The sequence below is a fragment of the Mesorhizobium sp. M2A.F.Ca.ET.042.01.1.1 genome (genome assembly GCF_003997405.1).
Taxonomy (GTDB): Bacteria; Pseudomonadota; Alphaproteobacteria; order Rhizobiales; family Rhizobiaceae; genus Mesorhizobium.
Map to the genome: position 1 here is coordinate 28,817 of NZ_RZRX01000002.1, position 16,572 is coordinate 45,388.

Annotated in this window: 15 protein-coding genes and 1 tRNA gene; 6 read left to right on the top strand and 10 right to left on the bottom strand. The window is 63.4% G+C overall.

What is annotated here, in order from left to right:
- The first annotated feature begins 150 nt into the window (after positions 1–150).
- A tRNA-Arg gene (locus tag EOA23_RS00560) sits at positions 151–227 on the top strand.
- A gap of 270 nt (positions 228–497) precedes the next feature.
- Here the strand turns inward: EOA23_RS00560 and EOA23_RS00565 are convergent.
- From EOA23_RS00565 to EOA23_RS00585, 5 genes are all read right to left on the bottom strand, one after another.
- Complete coding sequence (locus tag EOA23_RS00565) at positions 498–1,466, bottom strand: quinone oxidoreductase (protein ID WP_127302531.1); 969 nt, start codon at positions 1,464–1,466, stop codon at positions 498–500.
- Positions 1,463–2,239 (bottom strand): alpha/beta hydrolase, encoded by a 777-nt coding sequence (locus tag EOA23_RS00570; RefSeq protein ID WP_127302532.1) that lies wholly within the window; start codon positions 2,237–2,239, stop codon positions 1,463–1,465. The genes EOA23_RS00565 and EOA23_RS00570 overlap by 4 nt, the downstream gene beginning before the upstream one ends.
- Positions 2,240–2,365: 126 nt before the next feature.
- A complete protein-coding gene (locus EOA23_RS00575; protein ID WP_348628537.1) occupies positions 2,366–2,839 on the bottom strand; it encodes a cytochrome P460 family protein in 474 nt (157 codons plus the stop codon).
- Between the two features lie 63 nt (positions 2,840–2,902).
- Positions 2,903–3,964, bottom strand: a complete 1,062-nt coding sequence (locus tag EOA23_RS00580) for an alpha/beta hydrolase (RefSeq protein WP_127302534.1) — start codon at positions 3,962–3,964, stop codon at positions 2,903–2,905.
- A 58-nt stretch (positions 3,965–4,022) separates the two neighbouring features.
- Entirely contained in the window at positions 4,023–4,439 is a 417-nt protein-coding gene (locus tag EOA23_RS00585) for an organic hydroperoxide resistance protein (protein WP_126063384.1), read from the bottom strand.
- A gap of 237 nt (positions 4,440–4,676) precedes the next feature.
- On the opposite strand from EOA23_RS00585, the gene EOA23_RS00590 reads away from it, so the two are divergent.
- Positions 4,677–7,502 (top strand): winged helix-turn-helix domain-containing protein, encoded by a 2,826-nt coding sequence (locus tag EOA23_RS00590; RefSeq protein ID WP_127302535.1) that lies wholly within the window; start codon positions 4,677–4,679, stop codon positions 7,500–7,502.
- Positions 7,503–7,577: 75 nt separating this feature from the next.
- Here the strand turns inward: EOA23_RS00590 and EOA23_RS00595 are convergent, their stop codons facing one another.
- Complete coding sequence (locus EOA23_RS00595; protein ID WP_126063382.1) at positions 7,578–8,204, bottom strand: TetR/AcrR family transcriptional regulator; 627 nt, start codon at positions 8,202–8,204, stop codon at positions 7,578–7,580.
- Between the two features lie 88 nt (positions 8,205–8,292).
- Between EOA23_RS00595 and EOA23_RS00600 the strand changes: the two genes are divergently transcribed.
- Positions 8,293–9,063, top strand: coding sequence for an SDR family NAD(P)-dependent oxidoreductase (locus EOA23_RS00600; protein ID WP_127302536.1), 771 nt, complete (start codon positions 8,293–8,295; stop codon positions 9,061–9,063).
- A gap of 74 nt (positions 9,064–9,137) precedes the next feature.
- Here the strand turns inward: EOA23_RS00600 and EOA23_RS00605 are convergent, their stop codons facing one another.
- Positions 9,138–10,277, bottom strand: a complete 1,140-nt coding sequence (locus EOA23_RS00605; protein WP_245473923.1) for an aldo/keto reductase — start codon at positions 10,275–10,277, stop codon at positions 9,138–9,140.
- On the opposite strand from EOA23_RS00605, the gene EOA23_RS00610 reads away from it, so the two are divergent.
- The 3 genes from EOA23_RS00610 to EOA23_RS00620 all read left to right on the top strand — a co-directional run bounded on the left by EOA23_RS00610 (position 10,264) and on the right by EOA23_RS00620 (position 13,135).
- Positions 10,264–11,175, top strand: a complete 912-nt coding sequence (locus EOA23_RS00610; RefSeq protein WP_245473925.1) for an AraC family transcriptional regulator — start codon at positions 10,264–10,266, stop codon at positions 11,173–11,175. The genes EOA23_RS00605 and EOA23_RS00610 overlap by 14 nt on opposite strands.
- Before the next feature lie 286 nt (positions 11,176–11,461).
- Positions 11,462–12,379 carry an NADP-dependent oxidoreductase gene (locus EOA23_RS00615; RefSeq protein ID WP_127302537.1) on the top strand — a complete coding sequence of 306 codons (918 nt, stop codon included), beginning with the start codon at positions 11,462–11,464 and terminating at the stop codon, positions 12,377–12,379.
- A gap of 225 nt (positions 12,380–12,604) precedes the next feature.
- Complete coding sequence (locus EOA23_RS00620; protein ID WP_127302538.1) at positions 12,605–13,135, top strand: dihydrofolate reductase family protein; 531 nt, start codon at positions 12,605–12,607, stop codon at positions 13,133–13,135.
- 21 nt (positions 13,136–13,156) lie between these two features.
- Here EOA23_RS00620 and EOA23_RS00625 read toward each other — a convergent pair whose 3' ends face one another.
- The 3 genes from EOA23_RS00625 to EOA23_RS00635 are packed head-to-tail and all read right to left on the bottom strand — an operon-like array spanning position 13,157 to position 16,553.
- Complete coding sequence (locus EOA23_RS00625; RefSeq protein WP_127302539.1) at positions 13,157–13,993, bottom strand: N-acyl homoserine lactonase family protein; 837 nt, start codon at positions 13,991–13,993, stop codon at positions 13,157–13,159.
- Positions 13,994–14,010: 17 nt separating this feature from the next.
- Positions 14,011–15,003, bottom strand: coding sequence for an ABC transporter permease (locus EOA23_RS00630; protein ID WP_126063377.1), 993 nt, complete (start codon positions 15,001–15,003; stop codon positions 14,011–14,013).
- Complete coding sequence (locus EOA23_RS00635) at positions 15,000–16,553, bottom strand: sugar ABC transporter ATP-binding protein (RefSeq protein WP_127302540.1); 1,554 nt, start codon at positions 16,551–16,553, stop codon at positions 15,000–15,002. Before EOA23_RS00635 ends, EOA23_RS00630 begins: the two co-directional genes overlap by 4 nt.
- Positions 16,554–16,572: the final 19 nt, after the last annotated feature.

Sequence of the window (16,572 nt, forward strand, 5' to 3'; positions counted from 1 at the left end):
GCGACGCCTCGACAGGGGCAAAACCGCCCTGCGACAAAACTTTTGCCGGATCGGCTTGCAATTCTCAAATTCAGTCGTTAGGGAACACTCCACATCGCGGCCGGCCGTCTCGACCGGAACGCGAGGCTTGTGTCACACACGGCCTGTTGCGCGCCCGTAGCTCAGCTGGATAGAGCACCAGACTACGAATCTGGGGGTCAGGAGTTCGAATCTCTTCGGGCGCGCCAATATTTCAATGACTTAGAGCAATTCCAGGAAAAGTGTGAGCGGTTTTCCGTCCGGAATTGCGTCAAAACAAAGAGATAGAGCGGTTCGCCGTTTCCGTGAAACGGTGAAACGCTCGAGCAAGGCACCGCAGACTAGAGAGAGAAATTAGTCTGCGGAGCGCGAGGTCTTCTCGCCAGCACACGAGGCATCACCCGTTGTGCCGAGAGTGACTGATGGCAGTCAAAGCAATCGCCGGAGCTTTTGCTGTGCTCTCTGGAAAATGCCGGAGATTACGGGATGAGCAGAAGCTTGCCTGTCGTGGCGCGGCTTTCCATGTCGGCATGCGCCTGTGCTGCCTCGGCAAGAGGGTAGATGCCGCCGATCCTAACCTTCAGCTTTTCGCTTGTTATCCAGTCGAATAGCTGACTGGAGCGAGCGTGAAGGAGTGCCGGCGTGTGGACATGATCGAAGAAGACGGCGTAGCCGATCTTGATGCTCTTCGGCAGGCTCATGATATCGAGCGGACCGGGACCGCCGAGCACCGGGCCGTACCAGCAGAAAGTGCCGGAACGGCGCAGTGAGTCGAGCGATCCCGGGAAGGTTTTCGGCCCTGAGCCGTCATAGACGACGTGGACGCCGTCGCCGCCGGACAGGCGAAGCACCTCTTGCCCGAACTGCCCTTTGGTATCCACGATCACATGGTCAGCGCCGGCCTCTTTGGCGATCGCCACCTTGTCCGCCGAGGAGACGCGGCCGATTACATGGCCGCCTCTCAACTTGATGATTTGGGTGAGCAGCAGGCCGAGACCGCCGGCCGCCGCATGCACAAGCGCGATATCGCCCGGCTGTACCGGATAGAAATCCGTTGCGAAGTGGCTGGCGGTAAGTCCCTGCATCATTACAGCCGCTGCGGTGCGGTCGTCGATCGCATCCGGTACCGGTACGAGCGCCTCGGCGGGAAGTACCGCACGCTCGGCATAGCTCCCCGGTGCATAGACCCAGGCGACGCGATCGCCAGGCGCGAGACGGTCAACTCCCTCGCCGACCGAAATCACGCGACCCGCCCCCTCGACGCCGAGAACTTTCGGATTGGGGACGTCGGTCCAGGCGAGCCCGCGCCGCACACCCGTATCCATGAAATTGACGCCCGCAGCGGCGACCTTGACGAGGACTTCGCCCGGGGCGGGCTCGGGCTCGGGCAACTCGGCAAATTCCATCACTTCCGGTCCGCCTTGAGTAGTCATCACGATCGCTTTCATCGTGATGCCTCCGTAGCGGCCTTCTCGATCAGCCGCGCTACGGGTTCAGGGTGCGAAACCATCACCACATGCGAGGCGCCCTTGATAACCACGGTATCCCGCGAGTGGGCCCGAGCAGCCATGAAAGCCAAGGCTTCCGCCGGTATGTTCTTGTCGCCGTCTCCGTAGATGAACCAAGCCGGAAGCTTTTTCCACGCTGCTGCTGTTTGGGTTTCGTTCAGCGCGGCTTCTGCGATGGGCCTCTGCCCCGCGGCCATCAGCCTGGCTTCGGCTTCGGGGACGTCGGCGGCGAACTGATCGTGGAATTTTTCCTGCTGGATGTAGAGATCCTTGCCTCCACTTGAGAGGGTGACCGGCGGCGCGAGGGTCGGACCGAGCGTGCTGCCGGGAAATTTGCCGGCGAGCTGCACGGCGGTCTCGCCCGCATCCGGCGCAAAGGCCGCGACATAGACCAGCGCCTTGACGTTCGAATGGCCTTCGGCCGCGTCGCTGATGACCGAGCCGCCATAGGAATGGCCAACGAGGACGACAGGCGATTTGATAGAACCAAGGATGTCGGCGACGTAGCCAGCGTCACTTTTGACGCCACGCAGCGGATTGGCGACAGCTACGACGGAATAGCCATCCTTCTCCAGGATCTTGACGACGCCGTTCCAACTCGACGAATCCGCGAATGCGCCGTGAACCAAGACAACGGTGGGTTTGTTGGCCTGCGCATATGCATTGCCGAACAAGGCGCTGGCAATTGCCAAGGCCGCAAAGAGTATTTTCATCCGATATGTCCTTCATGGTTGATTGACTCGGCCGGCTGGGCCGGCCAGGCAATGGGAAGACCGGATTTCTCCGGCAATGGCCGCAGACCCCCCGGTTCCTGCGGGAATCCATGGATCGGTGCCGGGTTACGGCGCGAGCCGCGTGAAGACATGGTCGTGCCCCCGAACGCGCGCCTCATGGCAAGCGAAGCAGGTCTGGTGCTGAGCCTCATCGACCGGTTTGCCGTCGACGAACCTGCCGAAGCCCCATCCGCCCGTGGCCGCATATTTCTTCGAATCCTTGACCATGACTTGGACGGTCGTCGCTGCCCCGGGAACAGAAGCGGGCTCAAACTCGGGCGATTGCGCCCGCTTCCATGCCAGCTTGACGAGAACAGCACCGTCCGGGAACGGCAGCGTGCAAGCACGATAGGCTTCGATTGCAACCGAATTGCCGACGACTGCACGAAGCTCGTTCAGCGGGTCCGCTTCCAACGCCGGGGCGACCAGTTCCCAACCCCGGTAACCGTCGGGGATCGTCACGCCATAGATCGGCGACGCATTCGTCGCCTCCGAACCCGCGCCGGCTCCAAGCGCATCACCCGCCGCTGTGACGAATATCGCCGCCAGCCCAGCCCATGCGAGATTAACGCGCCTCATCGCAATGTTCCTTCTGTCGAGTGGCTAGAACCGGTCGACGTCGATGACGGCCTGGGCGAAGGCCTGTGGTGCCTCCTGCGGCAGGTTGTGACCGATGCCGCCCGTGATCAGCCGGTGCTCGTACTTGCCGGAAAATCGCTTGGCGTAGACGCTGGGCTCCGGATGCGGCGCGCCATTGGCGTCGCCCTCCATCGTAATCGTCGGCACGCCGATCATGGGAGACGTAAAGAGCTGTTTTTCCAGGTCGTCATATTTGGGTTCGCCTGCGGCGAGGCCGAGACGCCAACGGTAATTGTGGATGACGACGTCGACATGGTCCGGATTGGCGAAGGCTGCCGCGCTGCGTGCGAAAGTGGGGTCGTCGAACTTCCATTGCGGCGAGGCGAGCCTCCAGATCAGCTTGGCGAACTCGTCCGTGTTTTTCGCATAGCCTGCACGGCCACGCTCGGTGGCAAAATAGAACTGATACCACCACTGGAGCTCGGCCTGCGGCGGCAGCGGCGCCACGTTGGCGGCCTGGCTGCCGATCAGATATCCACTGACAGACACCATGGCCTTGCAGCGCTCCGGCCAGAGCGCGGCAACGATATTGGCGGTCCGCGCGCCCCAGTCGTAGCCCGCGACGACCGCCTTCTGAATCCTGAGGGCATCCATCAAGGCTATGATGTCGACGGCGACCGCCGCCTGCTGGCCATTTCGGACAGTCGCGTCCGACAGGAAGCGTGTCGTGCCATAACCACGCAGATAGGGCACGATCACGCGGTAACCTGCATCCGCAAGCAGCGGTACGACGTCGACATAGCTGTAGATGTCATAGGGCCAGCCGTGCAGAAGGATGACCGGGGGCCCATCCACAGGGCCGTCCTCGGCGTATCCGACGCTCAGCAAGCCGGCTTCGATTGTCTTCAGCGATGCAAATGACGTCTGAGGCTTTGTGGAGGCCGAGCCGGAGGCCTCGGGAGCGGCACCTTGTGCGCTCGCACTATGGATCGCGCCGAGTTGAGCAGCCGCCAAGGTCGCGGCGGCGATGCCGAACAGGCGCCGGCGGGAATGATCGATGTCTTCCGGAGTTCTGATTGCATTCATTGGTGCACCGCCTTGCTGTGAGGTTTGGTCAGGGCCGACCGACAGTCGGGAGCGAGGGCTAGATCAGGTTAATTTCGACATCGATGTTGCCGCGTGTGGCCTTCGAGTATGGACAGGTCTGATGGGCCGCGTCGACGACCGCTCGTGCGACGTTGGGGTCGAGACCCGGCAGGCTCACATTGAGGCGCGCGCTGAGGGAGTAAGCACCTTCATCGACGTTCAGATCCACCTCAGCGTCGATTGCTGTGCCGGCAGGCAGCGCGACGTTCATCTTACGGGCGGCGATCGCCATCGCTCCCTCGAAGCAGGCCGACCAGCCGGCCGCGAACAGCTGTTCCGGATTGGTGCCGCTGCCTTGACCTCCGGGTGTCGATAGCCGGATATCCAGTCTCCCGTCGGAGCTGCGGGACGCTCCGTCCCGACCGCCGGTAGTGCGGACTTTGCCAGTGTAGAGCCGTTTTGTTTGTGCGGGCATGATCACTCTCCGTTGGTCGAGGGAAGGCTGTGCTGCTTCGACACATAGAGAGATGTCGCCCTGCTGGCCCGTTATGCGTTATGAGGAGCTGTTAGTGCTCGCCAGCAGCAGCAGTCTCGCCGCAGATCGTCACTCGGCGCGAATCTGTCCTGTGGGAAAAGCCCTTCTGCGAGCCGGGATCCTCCTCAATCAGGCGAAGGATGACTCCATGATACGACCGGAGCCCCGACGAGCGACATGATTTCGTTTGGTCCCTTCACTCTGGTTGCGAACGAAAGGCTCCTTCTGCGCCAGGGCGTGCCGGTTGACCTCGGTGCACGCGCCTTCGACATCCTGGCGACTTTGGCTGCCCGCCCAAACGAGGTCGTCAGCAAGAAGGATCTGCTGGCTCATGTCTGGCCCGATGCCACTGTGGAGGAGGGTAGCCTGCGATTTCACATGGCCAACCTGCGAAAAGCCTTGGGGGACGGCAAGGACGGCGCGCGCTACATCGCTACCCTGGCCGGACGAGGCTACTGCTTTGTGGCGCCGATCTCGCGATCGGGCAGTCGGAACGATGTGCACAGCGAGGTCGCCGCCAGCTACCACGCCAATCTACCAAGCCGGCTCATTCGTATGGTGGGGCGGGCCGATGATGCTATCGCGCTTTCAACCCAGCTCATTGCCACGCGCTTCGTCACAATCGTTGGCACGGGTGGGGTCGGCAAGACCACCGTTGCGGTGGCGGTCGGGCATGATGTGATCGAGATGTTCGCTGGCGCCGTGCACTTCATCGATCTAGGCGCGCTCAGCGATCCCAGCTTGGTCGCAACAACGGTGGCCTCGACGCTCGGGCTGTCACCACAGTCCGACGACGCCATCTCCGAGTTGATCGCCTATCTCGCGGGGCGGCGGACCCTCCTGATCCTCGATACCTGCGAGCATGTCATCGATGCGGCTGCAGACCTGGCAACCCGTATCTTCGCCGACACGCCGCAGACTCACATCCTCGCGACAAGTCGCGAGCCGCTTCTGGTCGAAGGGGAGAACGTTTACAAGCTGGCGCCGCTGGCATACCCGCCGGACGATCCGGAGCTCACGGTGTCAGTTGCGCAGGGCTTCCCCGCATCCCAGCTGTTCGTGGAACGCGCCGCGGCGAGCGGCGCTCGCCTCGATCTCGACGACGCGGATGCCAAGGTGGTGGCCGACATATGCCGGAAGCTTGATGGCATGCCGCTCGCGATCGAGCTGGCGGCCGGACGGGTTGCGAGCTACGGCCTTCATAAGACCGCGGCCCTTCTCGACGAGCGGCTGACCCTGCTGTGGCCGGGGCAGCGCACCGCCCCGCCGCGCCAGAAGACCCTCCAGGCCACTCTGGACTGGAGCTTCGGGCTTCTGTCCGAGTTCGAGCGTCTGGTGCTTCGCCGGCTCGCCGTGTTCGTTGGCCACTTTTCGATTGAGGCCGCCCTGACGATCGTGACGAGCCCCACCGCCGACGAAACTCTGGTGTTTGGTGCCATCGACAGCCTCGTAGCCAAATCGATGATCACCGCAAGACCGGCAGGCGCAACAATGCGGTATCGGCTGCTCGATACGACGCGGGCCTATGCCCTCCAGCTCGACGTCCACGATGCCGAACTCACGGAGCTGGCCGCCCGCCACGTCACCTACTATCTGCGATGGCTGGAGGAGACTGGAACTGAATGGCCGACCTTGTCGAGCGCCGCGCAGCGCGCTCTTCACCTCGCTGGCATTGCGAATGTGCGAACAGCCTTGGAATGGTGCTTCGGGCCCAACGGGAACACTCAGCTCGGCATCCGGCTTGCCACTGCCGCAGCGCCAGTCTTCCTGTCGATGTCCTTGCTCACCGAATGCCACCGCTGGGCTGCCCAGGCAATTCTCGCCCTGGACGACAGCACGCATGGAGGGCCCGACGAGATGCGTCTTCAGGCCGCCTCGGGTGTATCCCTGATGTTCACGCGCGGAGGACAGGACGCTGCGCGTGCGGCATTGAACAGAAGCTTCGCAATTGCCGAGGAGCGAGGCAATGCGCTCGATCAGATCCAGGTTTTGGGTCCACTGCAGATGTTCCATCTGCGCACGGGAGGGTTCAGGACGGCGCTTAGCTATGCGGAGCGCTGCTCCGTCATCGCTGGCACTATCAAGGACTCCGTGTCCACGACATTGGCGCACTCGTTGATGGGAATCTCGCTCCATCTGAACGGGGAGCATGGCCGTGCGCGGACTGCGCTCGAAGAGGCGCTGCGATACGGCCCCCGTTCTGACCGGTCCACGACGAACTATCTCGGCTTTGACGGCAGAATTCTCGCAGACGCGATTCTGGCCAGGACACTCTGGCTGCAAGGCTATCCGGATCGCGCGGTGGAGCGTGCGCTGCTGGCAGTCAAGGATGCGGAAACCTTGGACCATCCGCTAACGCTCTCCATCGCTCTGGTCTGGGCAGTTTCCGTGTTGGTCTGGGTTGGTGATTTCGACCGCGCGGAGGAGCACATCAATCGTCTTTTCTCCTGCGCCGAGCTGCACTCTCTCAGGCCTTACCTAACGGTTGGGCGAGGCTTCCAAGGAGAACTCGCGATTCGTCGAGGCGATGCAGAAAGCGGGGTTCGGAGCCTGCAACGCGTTCTTCAGGACCTTCACGCAGCCCCATACGAGCTGCTCACAACGCCGCTCAGCATCGCGCTCGTTCAAGGCTTCGCCGCGACGGGCCGGTTCCCGGAAGCCCTTGCGCTTATCGACGAGACAATTCGATCGGTCGAGGCAAATGGGGATCTTTGCTACATGCCGGAGTTGCTGCGGGGGAAAGCAAACCTCGTCCGCGTGACGAAGCCGTATGCTGATGACGAGGCGGAATTGTATCTCAGGCGGTCGCTCGAAATGAGCCGCGGTCATGGTGCACGGGGGTGGGAGTTGCGCGCTGCGATGGACCTGGCTACCTTTCTGGCTGCCCGCAGCCAATACGAAAGCGCGCGAGCTTTACTCCAACCGCTGTTCGAGCGTTTCGCGGAGGGCTTGGATACGGCTGATCTGAAGTATGCGGCACGCCTGCTGGCGACACTGCACTAGAGGTGGCATTCTGGATCATCCAGTTTTTCTGCAATCCAAAATGCTCTTTTGGTATGGCGGCATGCATTAGCGCGTTCAACGACTTCTATCACCACGGCTTCCCGGCCAAGCTGAAAGCGCGATATCGACCAGACGTCTCAACCTTTCGGTACAGGCGCCGTCACAGGCTTGAACCGACATTCCTTGCACGAAAGCTCCGTAGAAGCGTGCAAGCGAATCCGTGTCGGTGCCGGCGGCAAGTTCCCCTTCGATGACTGCCCTGTCGAAACGTTCGCGTATGGCTTTGATGGCAGCCTCGCGCCTTGCGGTTACGGATTTCGCGACCGTCTCGTTTTCCGCCGCGCATTGAACAACCGCTGTCGAGACGATGCACCCGCGCGGATCGTCGGGACGCGAGATGCCGGTCGCGACGTCGTGCAGGTAGAAGGACAAAGCCTCATAAGCGCTCATATCGCTCTGTAGCGCGTCCATCCGGGCCTTGCTCTCACGCTCGGTGGCACGGTCGAGCGCCTGCCTGTACAACTCCTCCTTGGAGCCGAACGTCGCATAGAGCGACGGCGGGGTCACGCCCATGGCCGCCGTCAAGTCGGCGATCGATGTTCCTTCATAGCCGTGTTCCCAGAACAGTCGCGCCGCGACATCAAGCCCGACATTACGATCCAGGGTCCTCGGCCTGCCCCGTTTTTTCGGAGGCTCGGTCATTTATATATCGATCCCTATAAAATCTGTTGACAACCATCGACCGGCATTAATATATCGATCGCTATTAAAAATCGCAACGGAGTTGCAAATGTCCGGGCGCCTCTCGAACAAGGTCGCACTCGTAACCGGCGGATCGCGCGGTATCGGGCGCGCAGTGGCGCTCGCCTTCGCCAGGGAAGGCGCTGCACTCATCGGCGTGCACTACGCCAGCAACAAGGAAGCCGCGGACGCTACGGTGCGGGATATCGAGGCACTGGGGACGCGAGCTGTCGCCATCGGCGCGGATTTGCGCGACGCGAAGGCGGCTGCCGACAGCATTGCCGGAGAGTTTAAGGCCGCGGCGCTGGCCGCGACCGGCAAAGCCGGCCTCGACATCCTCGTCAACAATGCGGGCATCGCGGTGGCAACGCCGTTGGCGCAGACCAGCGAGGCCACGTTCGATGACCTCATGACCATCAACTTCAAGGCGCCGTTCTTCCTGATCCAGGCGCTGGCGAATGGCATCCGAGACGACGGACGCATCATCAACATTTCCACTGGCTTCACACGCATCGCAGCGCCGACGCACCCTGCCTATGCGGCGTCAAAGGGCGCGCTCGAAACGCTGACGCTGGCGCTCGCGCCCGATTTCGCAAGCCGCGGCATAACCGTCAACTCGGTCATGCCCGGTGTCACCGAGACCGACATGAACGCGGCCTGGCTTGCGACGGACGCGCGTGCGGGCGCGGAAGCATTGTCGGTGTTTTCACGTGTCGGCCAGCCCGCCGACGTGGCTGACGTCATCACCTTCGTCGCGTCAAACGACGCACGGTGGACGACGGGGCAGTCCATCGACGCCACAGGCGGCGCTCGGATCTAGCCGCCCCTCCTGACGGCCGGGTCATATTCCCGTAGTTCTTGCGAACAACGGCAGGCAACTCGATCCGAGGGAGCTCAGACGTCCATCTCTTTCTCCCACCAGCCGCGGGTGTTCACGTTGGCGGCGACAGCGAGAGCTTCCAGCTCTGCGATGTCGTCGCTGGAGAGCGTCATGCTGGCGGCCCGGACCAGACCATCGATGTAGCCGGGCTTGGTGACCCCGATGATCGGCGTCGCGCCCTTGGCGATGGCCCAAGCTGTCGCGACATCGGCGGCCGCGGCACCTTGGCTCTGGCCGATCGAGGCGAGCTTGTCCGTCAGCGCCTGCAACTGAGGCAGCATGCCATTGTAAGCCTTCGCCCGGCTGCTGCCTTCCGGCAGCGGGTTCTGCGGACTGTACTTGCCGGTCAAGGCGCCCTGTTCAAGCACCATATAGGCGAAGAACGGGATGCCCTGGCCGCGGCAGTAATCCAGGATTCCGGCATCCTCGGAGCTGCGATAGAGGAGGCTGTAATGGTTCTGGACGGCCTCGACCCGGAACCCGGCTTCTCCGAGGATCCGGTTGGCGAGCTCGATTTCGCCAAGATTGTGATTCGAGACGCCGACATGTCTGACGTTCCCGCTCTTCAGCAACGGGATCAGGCATGGAGTCCAGCGTGCTACATCCGCTGGATTGTGGATCCAGTAGAGGTCGATGTAGTCGGTGCCGAGGCGTGCCAGGCTCTGCTCCAGCATGTCCGCCACCGGATCGTCGCCGGTTCCCACGGCTTGCGGGGTGAACTTGGTGGAGAGCTGGTAGTCGCCGCGGTCGAGGCGCTTCAGGACTTCCCCGAGAACGGTCTCGGAACGGCCCATGCCGTACACCATGGCGGTGTCCCACAAGGTGAAGCCGGCCGCATGCGCCTTGTCCGCGACCTCTTCCAGGCCGGCCCGGGTTAGGGGGCTGCCGAAATAACCATCACCAGTCTGCCCGCTGTCGCCCCAGGCCCAGGTTCCCAGTGCTACCGTGGGTCTCTTCAGTCTATCGATCGTCATGTTCGCTCCATGCTTGCTCACTTTGTTCTGCGGCCTGGTTCGCCTGACCAGAACCTGCTGACACCATGGAGCGCGGCGACGCCGGCCCGTTAGCCCGATGCGCCGGGATTGCTGCCTGATCCTCCAGAAGCTGCGGTTCGCATTGCCGCGCTTGCGCACGCGTGCGATGGTCGCATTCATGGAAAAACTCTCGAAAATCGCGGCCTTGATTGCCCGGAACGCCTCGAAGGATGGCTTCCACGCCACTCCCATCGAACGTGTGACGCTTGCTCGATCCTCCACCGTGACGATGCCGATGCCGAGTGTTTACCGGCCGCAGCTGTGCCTCGTCGCCCAGGGGCAAAAGGAGGTAACGCTGGGCGACCGCGTGTTCAGATATGCGCCGGGGCGCTATGGGGTCGTGACTTACGACCTGCCAGCCACAGGTCATGTGGTCGAGGCGATGCCCGACAAGCCCTATCTTTGCCTGTACCTCGATTTCGATCCGGTCATGCTGGGGGACTTGGCACAGCGCGTGCCGCCGCCGCCAGGAACGCCCTTCTTGCCCATAGGCAAGACCGTGTCCGAAGCCGGCTCCAGCCTGCTCGACGCGGTCCTGCGCCTGCTGCGCCTGCTCGACGATCCGGCGGCGCTGCCCGTGCTCGGGCCGCTTGCCGAGCAGGAAATTCTCTATCGCCTGCTTGCCGGCCCGGACGGCGCCAGGATGCGCCACATCACCTCCAGCCAGGGTCGGGTGGCCCAGGTCGGCCGCGCCATCGCCTGGATCGGGCAGAACTTCCGGGAGCGGTTCAGCATCGAGCGGCTTGCCGCGGAAGTCGGCATGAGTCCGTCGAGCCTGCACGAGCATTTTCGCGCGGTGACGGCGATGACGCCACTGCAATTCCAAAAACAGCTCAGGCTGCAGGACGCGCGCAGCCTGATGCTGGTCCAGGACATCGATGCGACGACCGCCGCCTTCCGCGTGGGCTACGAAAGCCCGTCGCAGTTCAGTCGCGAATATCGCCGCCATTTTGGCGAACCGCCGGCGCGCGACATAGCCCGCCTGCGTGCTTCGCCGGGCCTGGCGGTGGTCGCTTGAGCACAGCCTGCCGATTGATGTTGGTTCAAAAATCGCCCCCGGTGGCTCCAGCGCGATCTAGACCGGAGCAAGGCTTCGACGGAAAATGGCTGATGGTTGCCGTCTCATCGGCGGATGGATCTCCGTGATGTGACGCAGCTTTTGGCTGTGAAGCGCGCCCGCCGCCGTCGCTCGGCAAATCGACATCGAGGTTGTAACGGGCGTCTTCGAGCCGACGAGCAGTCGCGTGAGGAACCGAAAAGACCTTCCGCCTGCAAACCAGCAAATATCCGAGGAGACAATTCCTATGAAAGCAATCGTTGTTACGGACCAGTCGGCGGGAGCAGCCGGAATGAAGCTGGTGGAGCGGCCCGAGCCGCGGGCGGCGATAAACGACGTCGTCGTTCAGGTCCACGCGGCGGGGTTCGTCAACACCGAACTGGAGTGGCCCTCGACCTGGGCCGATCGGGCCTTCGGTGACCGGACGCTGTCGATCCTCGGTCACGAGTTGGCCGGCGTGGTCACTGCCCTCGGCTATGGGACGACTGGGCTCTCAATCGGTCAGCGGGTGTTCGGCCTGTCGGACTGGCATCGCGACGGCACACTCGCCGAGTACGTCGCCATGGAGGCGCGCAACCTCGCGCCGCTGCCCGGCGATGTCGACTTTACGGTGGGCGCGAGCTTGCCGATCTCGGGCCTGACGGCATGGCAGGGCCTGTTCCAGCACGGCCGCCTTGAGGCGGGACAGAGCGTGCTTGCGCATGGCGCGGCCGGTGCCGTCGGTTCGGTCGTGACGCAACTCGCACGGGAAGCCGGAGCCTATGTCATAGGCACCGGACGCGCCGCCGACCGGCGGAAGGCTCTCGATTTCGGTGCAAACGAGTTCGTCGACCTCGGGAACGATACGCTGGAGGACATCGGCGGTGTCGACCTGGTGTTCGACGTCATCGGCGGCGATATCCAGAAGCGCTCGGCAGCGCTGATCCGTCCTGGCGGCACGCTGGTAACCGTCGTCGCGCCGACGGATGTCCGACCCGCCGACGGTCTGACGATCGACTTCGTCGTCGAGGCTGACCGCGCCCAGCTTTCCGAGATAGTCCAACGGGTGCGGGACGGAAGATTGCGGACGAACATCGGCAAGGTCTCAAGCCTGGATGATGCCCTCGCAACCTTTAACTCCACCGAGCGGCGCTCGGGAAAGACGGTCATTCGCATCCGCTCGTGAGGGTTCGGCGAGAACGTGCCTGCCGGCGGATTGGCCTTGAGTGCGAAACGTCGAATGTTGTTCGCAACCGGATAGGACCGCTTGGCGGAACGACGATGCGCGCTCGGATTGATCCGGTAGACTCGCGCACCATCAAAACCCAATTGCAAAATAAACCGGTCAGCTTAACCTGAACCGATTGCACAACGCAATCGGATCGCGCGAATGCCATGTGAGGAACAGGCAATGGCCAAGCTCGTCTTCGGAATGAACCAGTCGCTGGACGGCTATGTCGATCACACGGCGTTCGGGCCAAGCCCCACGCTCTTCCGCCACTTCATCGAGGAGACCGAGCGGCAGTCGGGCAGCGTCTACGGTCGCCGCATGTATGAGATCGTGCGCTACTGGGACGACGAGCATCCTGAATGGGATACCGATCGGCTTGCCTACCCGGCGGCGTGGCGGCGCCAGCCGAAATGGGTCGTCTCGCGCTCGTTGCAGTCGGTCGGCCCCAACGCCAGCCTCGTCGGGGATGACCTTGAGGGCGAGATGCGCAAGCTGAAGGCCGAGTACGACGGCGAGATCGAAGTCGCCGGCCCGGACTTGGCGCGAAGCCTCACCGAACTGGGCTTGATCGACGAGTATCGGATCTACCTGCACCCGGTCGTGCTTGGCCGCGGCAAGCCTTATTTCGCCGGACCCCGGCCGCCGCTTCGCCTGATGGCGCATGACCGGATCGGCGATGATGTGATCAGGTTGAGCTACGCTCCGGCATGATCTCGCGACGGTCTCCCGTGATCAGGTGAGCCGGACGATCTTGAAGCCCTCGACCTCCTTGACGACCGGATGGTCCTTCCAGCGCTCGACGTCATGCAGCACGACAAGCTTCGACAGGTCGCCGCCGAGCTCGTCATTCATCTTGTCGATGGTCTTCAGCTGCTCCCAGACGCTGCCCACCGCATTGTTGAGCGGGACATAGACGCCGTCGTGATTGTGCCCGGTGAACTGGCGGCGCGAATAGACGCAATCGCCGGAGATCACCCGGCGACCGGCATCGGTGTCGACGAGCACGAATTGCTGGCCGATCGTGTGGCCGCTGCCGAGCCGCGCATGGATGCCGGGCAGGATGTTGTCCTTGTCGCCGTCGATGAGCGTCACGCGATGCTCGATCGAGGCTTCGAGGGCGGTGCGCAAATTGTCGGGATCGATGATGGCGGTCAGATGCGCGAAGCGTTTCGGCAGCGCGATCGCCTCGTACCACGAAAGCAGTTCGCTCTTCTGGATGTGGATATGCGCGCGCGGGAATTCTGCGATCGAGCCCATATGGTCGAAATGCGCATGGGTGACCACGATGTCGCTGATCTGATCGGCTGCGATGTCGAGCGCCGCCAGCATCCGCACCGGCGAGATCCATGTCGGGATGCCGAACTTCTGCGAGAAGCTGTGGTCGTCCTGCATGAAGCCGGTATCGATCAGCACGTTGCGTTCGCCGTTGCGCGCGAGCACGAAGGAGAAGGGCAGGTCGACCACGCCGTCATTGTACATGCCGCTGATGAGATCGACCCAGGGTTGCTCCTTGGAGCGCGCATATTCCAGCACGAAGACTTGCCATTTCGCGGATTGCGGAACGGTCATCGGTATCCTCCTCCAATTCAGCTTTCGGCAAGCGAGCGGCCAAGGCTGGCGAGTCCGACCGCGACGATCAGGATGGCGCCCTGAAACACGAATTGCGAGAAGGTCGGCGCGCCGAAGATGTTGAGCCCGTTGAAGCCGAGCACGATGATGAGCGTGCCGATGAGCGTGCCCAATATGTGGAATTCGCCGTCGCGCAGCGTGGCCGATCCGAGGAAGACGGCGGCGAAGGCGGTCAGCAGATAGGAATCGGCGGCATTGGTCGTGCCGCTGCCGAGCCTGGCGGCAAGCAAGGTGCCGGTGAGGGCCGCGCACATGCCGGAAAGCACGAAGCCGAGGATCTTGATGCGGTCGACATTGATGCCGGCGAGCCTCGCAGCGGCGGGATTGCCGCCGACCGCCTGGATCTCCTGGCCGATCGCCGTGCGCTCGACCAGCAACCACAGGCTGCCGAACACCAGCGCCATGAAGATGATCGGGTTGGGGATGCCGAACAGCCAGCGTCCCAGCGCCAGCTGCAGGAAGGATTCCGGTACGCCGGAGACGATCGGCACGCCGGCCGAATAGGCAAAGGAGAGGCCGACCAGCACGGTGCCGACGCCAAGCGTGGCGATCACCGAATTGACCTTGAGCTTGGTGACGATCACGCCGTTGACGACGCCGATGAGGGCCCCCAGCGCGAGCTCGATCAGAACCGCCACCGGGATCGGCAGATGGTTTGCCACGATCAGCCCCGTGACGAGCACGCCGTGCAGGCTGGCGGCATAGCCGACCGAGAGGTCGAGCTCGCCGACGATCACGGCCATGGTCAGCCCGCCGGCGATGATCATGGCGAGGGATGCCTGGCTCAGCACGTTGATGAAATTATTGTAGGTCGGAAAGGCGTGCGGCGACAGGAACGAGAAGACCAGGATCATCACGAGCAGGCCGATGATCGTGCCATAGCGCGCGAAAACACCGAGCGCGGCCCTGGTGCCGGGCGAGAGGCGTCGCGTGTAACCGGCGTCACTCATGCGGAAACCCTTTCCTCGGTTAAGGCATAGCTTGCCTCGATGATGGCGCTGCGGGTGAGGTCGGTGCCGGCGAGCTCGCGCACGATCCGTCCTTCCGCCATCACCAGGACCCGGTCGCACAGATCGGGGAGTTCGTCCGGTTCGGACGAGATGACGAGCACGGCCATGCCGTGTCCGGCGAGCTCGCGGATGAGCCGATGGATTTCCCCGCGAGCGCCGATATCGACGCCGCGCGTCGGCTCGTCGAGGATGAGCACCTTCGGCTTCGAGCGCAGCCAGCGGCCGATGACGACCTTCTGCTGGTTGCCGCCGGAAAGCCGCCCGACCGGCTGTTCCGGCGAGCCGGCCTTGATCGACAGGTCGCGGATCGTCGCCTGCGCCAGCCGCGCCCGCTTGCGCAGGCTGATGAAGGGCAGGACCGGGCTGGCGAGGAGAGGCGTGAGATTGCCGAGGCTGAGATTGAAGGCGACGGATTTGCCGAGGAGCAGCCCCTCCGTACGGCGCTCCTCCGGCACAAGGCCGAGCCCGGCGCGCACCGCGCCGGCCGGGGTGCGCGGCGCAAAAGGCCTTCCCTCTATCGTCATGCTGCCGGCGTCGGGCCGGTCGGCGCCGTAGAGCAGACGCGCAAGCTCGCTGCGCCCGGCGCCGACAAGGCCGCCGAGCCCAAGTACCTCGCCGCGGCGGAGGTCGAAGCTTGCTTCCTCCACGCGCGGCAGGCGGCGCAGGCCCCGCACTGACAGCACGATCTCACCGCCCGTCGCCTCGCGCGACTTGGGCAGCTGTTCGACCGCCCCGCCGACGATCTCCTGGACCAGCCGGCGCCGGGTCAGTCCGGAGCCGTCGAGGACCGCAACAGACCGGCCATCGCGGAAAACGGTGACCCGACTGCACAGATCGAGGATTTCGTCCAGCCGGTGCGAGACGTAGAGCACTGCCACGCCCGCCGCCGAAAGCCCCCGAATGATGGAGAAGAGCTTGCGGCATTCGCCTGCCGAGAGCGAAGCGGTCGGCTCGTCCATGACGATGAGGCGCGCCTTCCAAACCAGCGCCCGGGCAATGCTGATCAGCCAGTTCTCGGCCGTCGACAGGCTCTTGGCCGCGGCGTCGAGCGGCGCGGTTATACCGACGCGTTCGATGATCGGCGCGACGTCGCTCTGGATCGCGGACCAGTCGACCAGGCCGAGCCTCGTCTTCTTCTTGGGCAGGCCAAGCATTATGTTCTCGAGCACCGTCATATCCGGCACGAAGGCGAGCTCCTGATGGATGAAGCTCATGCCGAGCCCGCTCGCCGCGTGCGGCGACACGATCGCCACCGGCCTGCCCTCGATGGCGATTTCGCCCGTGTCCGGCTGAGTCACGCCGGCCAGGATACGGATCAATGTCGACTTGCCGGCGCCGTTGGCGCCGACCAGCCCATGCACTTCGCCGGGCAGCACGGAGAGCGAAGCGCCGCGCAGCGCCTGCGCTCCTCCGTAGGATTTGCTGATCGCATTCGCCGCCACGAACGGCACCGCCGGCGGCGCCGCCATCGCTGTCGGGACTGGGTTCATGGGTGAAGCGTTGAGGTTC

Excerpts from the sequence above, each read along its gene's own strand:
- EOA23_RS00570 (WP_127302532.1), bottom strand. The coding sequence starts at position 2,239 with ATGAAAATACTCTTTGCGGCCTTGGCAATTGCCAGCGCCTTGTTCGGC.
- EOA23_RS00625 (WP_127302539.1), bottom strand. The coding sequence starts at position 13,993 with ATGACCGTTCCGCAATCCGCGAAATGGCAAGTCTTCGTGCTGGAATAT.
- EOA23_RS00635 (WP_127302540.1), bottom strand. The coding sequence starts at position 16,553 with ATGAACCCAGTCCCGACAGCGATGGCGGCGCCGCCGGCGGTGCCGTTC.
- EOA23_RS00630 (WP_126063377.1), bottom strand. The coding sequence starts at position 15,003 with ATGAGTGACGCCGGTTACACGCGACGCCTCTCGCCCGGCACCAGGGCC.
- EOA23_RS00595 (WP_126063382.1), bottom strand. The coding sequence starts at position 8,204 with ATGACCGAGCCTCCGAAAAAACGGGGCAGGCCGAGGACCCTGGATCGT.
- EOA23_RS00615 (WP_127302537.1), top strand. The coding sequence starts at position 11,462 with ATGAAAGCAATCGTTGTTACGGACCAGTCGGCGGGAGCAGCCGGAATG.
- EOA23_RS00600 (WP_127302536.1), top strand. The coding sequence starts at position 8,293 with ATGTCCGGGCGCCTCTCGAACAAGGTCGCACTCGTAACCGGCGGATCG.
- EOA23_RS00580 (WP_127302534.1), bottom strand. The coding sequence starts at position 3,964 with ATGAATGCAATCAGAACTCCGGAAGACATCGATCATTCCCGCCGGCGC.
- EOA23_RS00610 (WP_245473925.1), top strand. The coding sequence starts at position 10,264 with ATGGTCGCATTCATGGAAAAACTCTCGAAAATCGCGGCCTTGATTGCC.
- EOA23_RS00585 (WP_126063384.1), bottom strand. The coding sequence starts at position 4,439 with ATGCCCGCACAAACAAAACGGCTCTACACTGGCAAAGTCCGCACTACC.
- EOA23_RS00620 (WP_127302538.1), top strand. The coding sequence starts at position 12,605 with ATGGCCAAGCTCGTCTTCGGAATGAACCAGTCGCTGGACGGCTATGTC.
- EOA23_RS00590 (WP_127302535.1), top strand. The coding sequence starts at position 4,677 with ATGATTTCGTTTGGTCCCTTCACTCTGGTTGCGAACGAAAGGCTCCTT.
- EOA23_RS00605 (WP_245473923.1), bottom strand. The coding sequence starts at position 10,277 with ATGAATGCGACCATCGCACGCGTGCGCAAGCGCGGCAATGCGAACCGC.
- EOA23_RS00565 (WP_127302531.1), bottom strand. The coding sequence starts at position 1,466 with ATGAAAGCGATCGTGATGACTACTCAAGGCGGACCGGAAGTGATGGAA.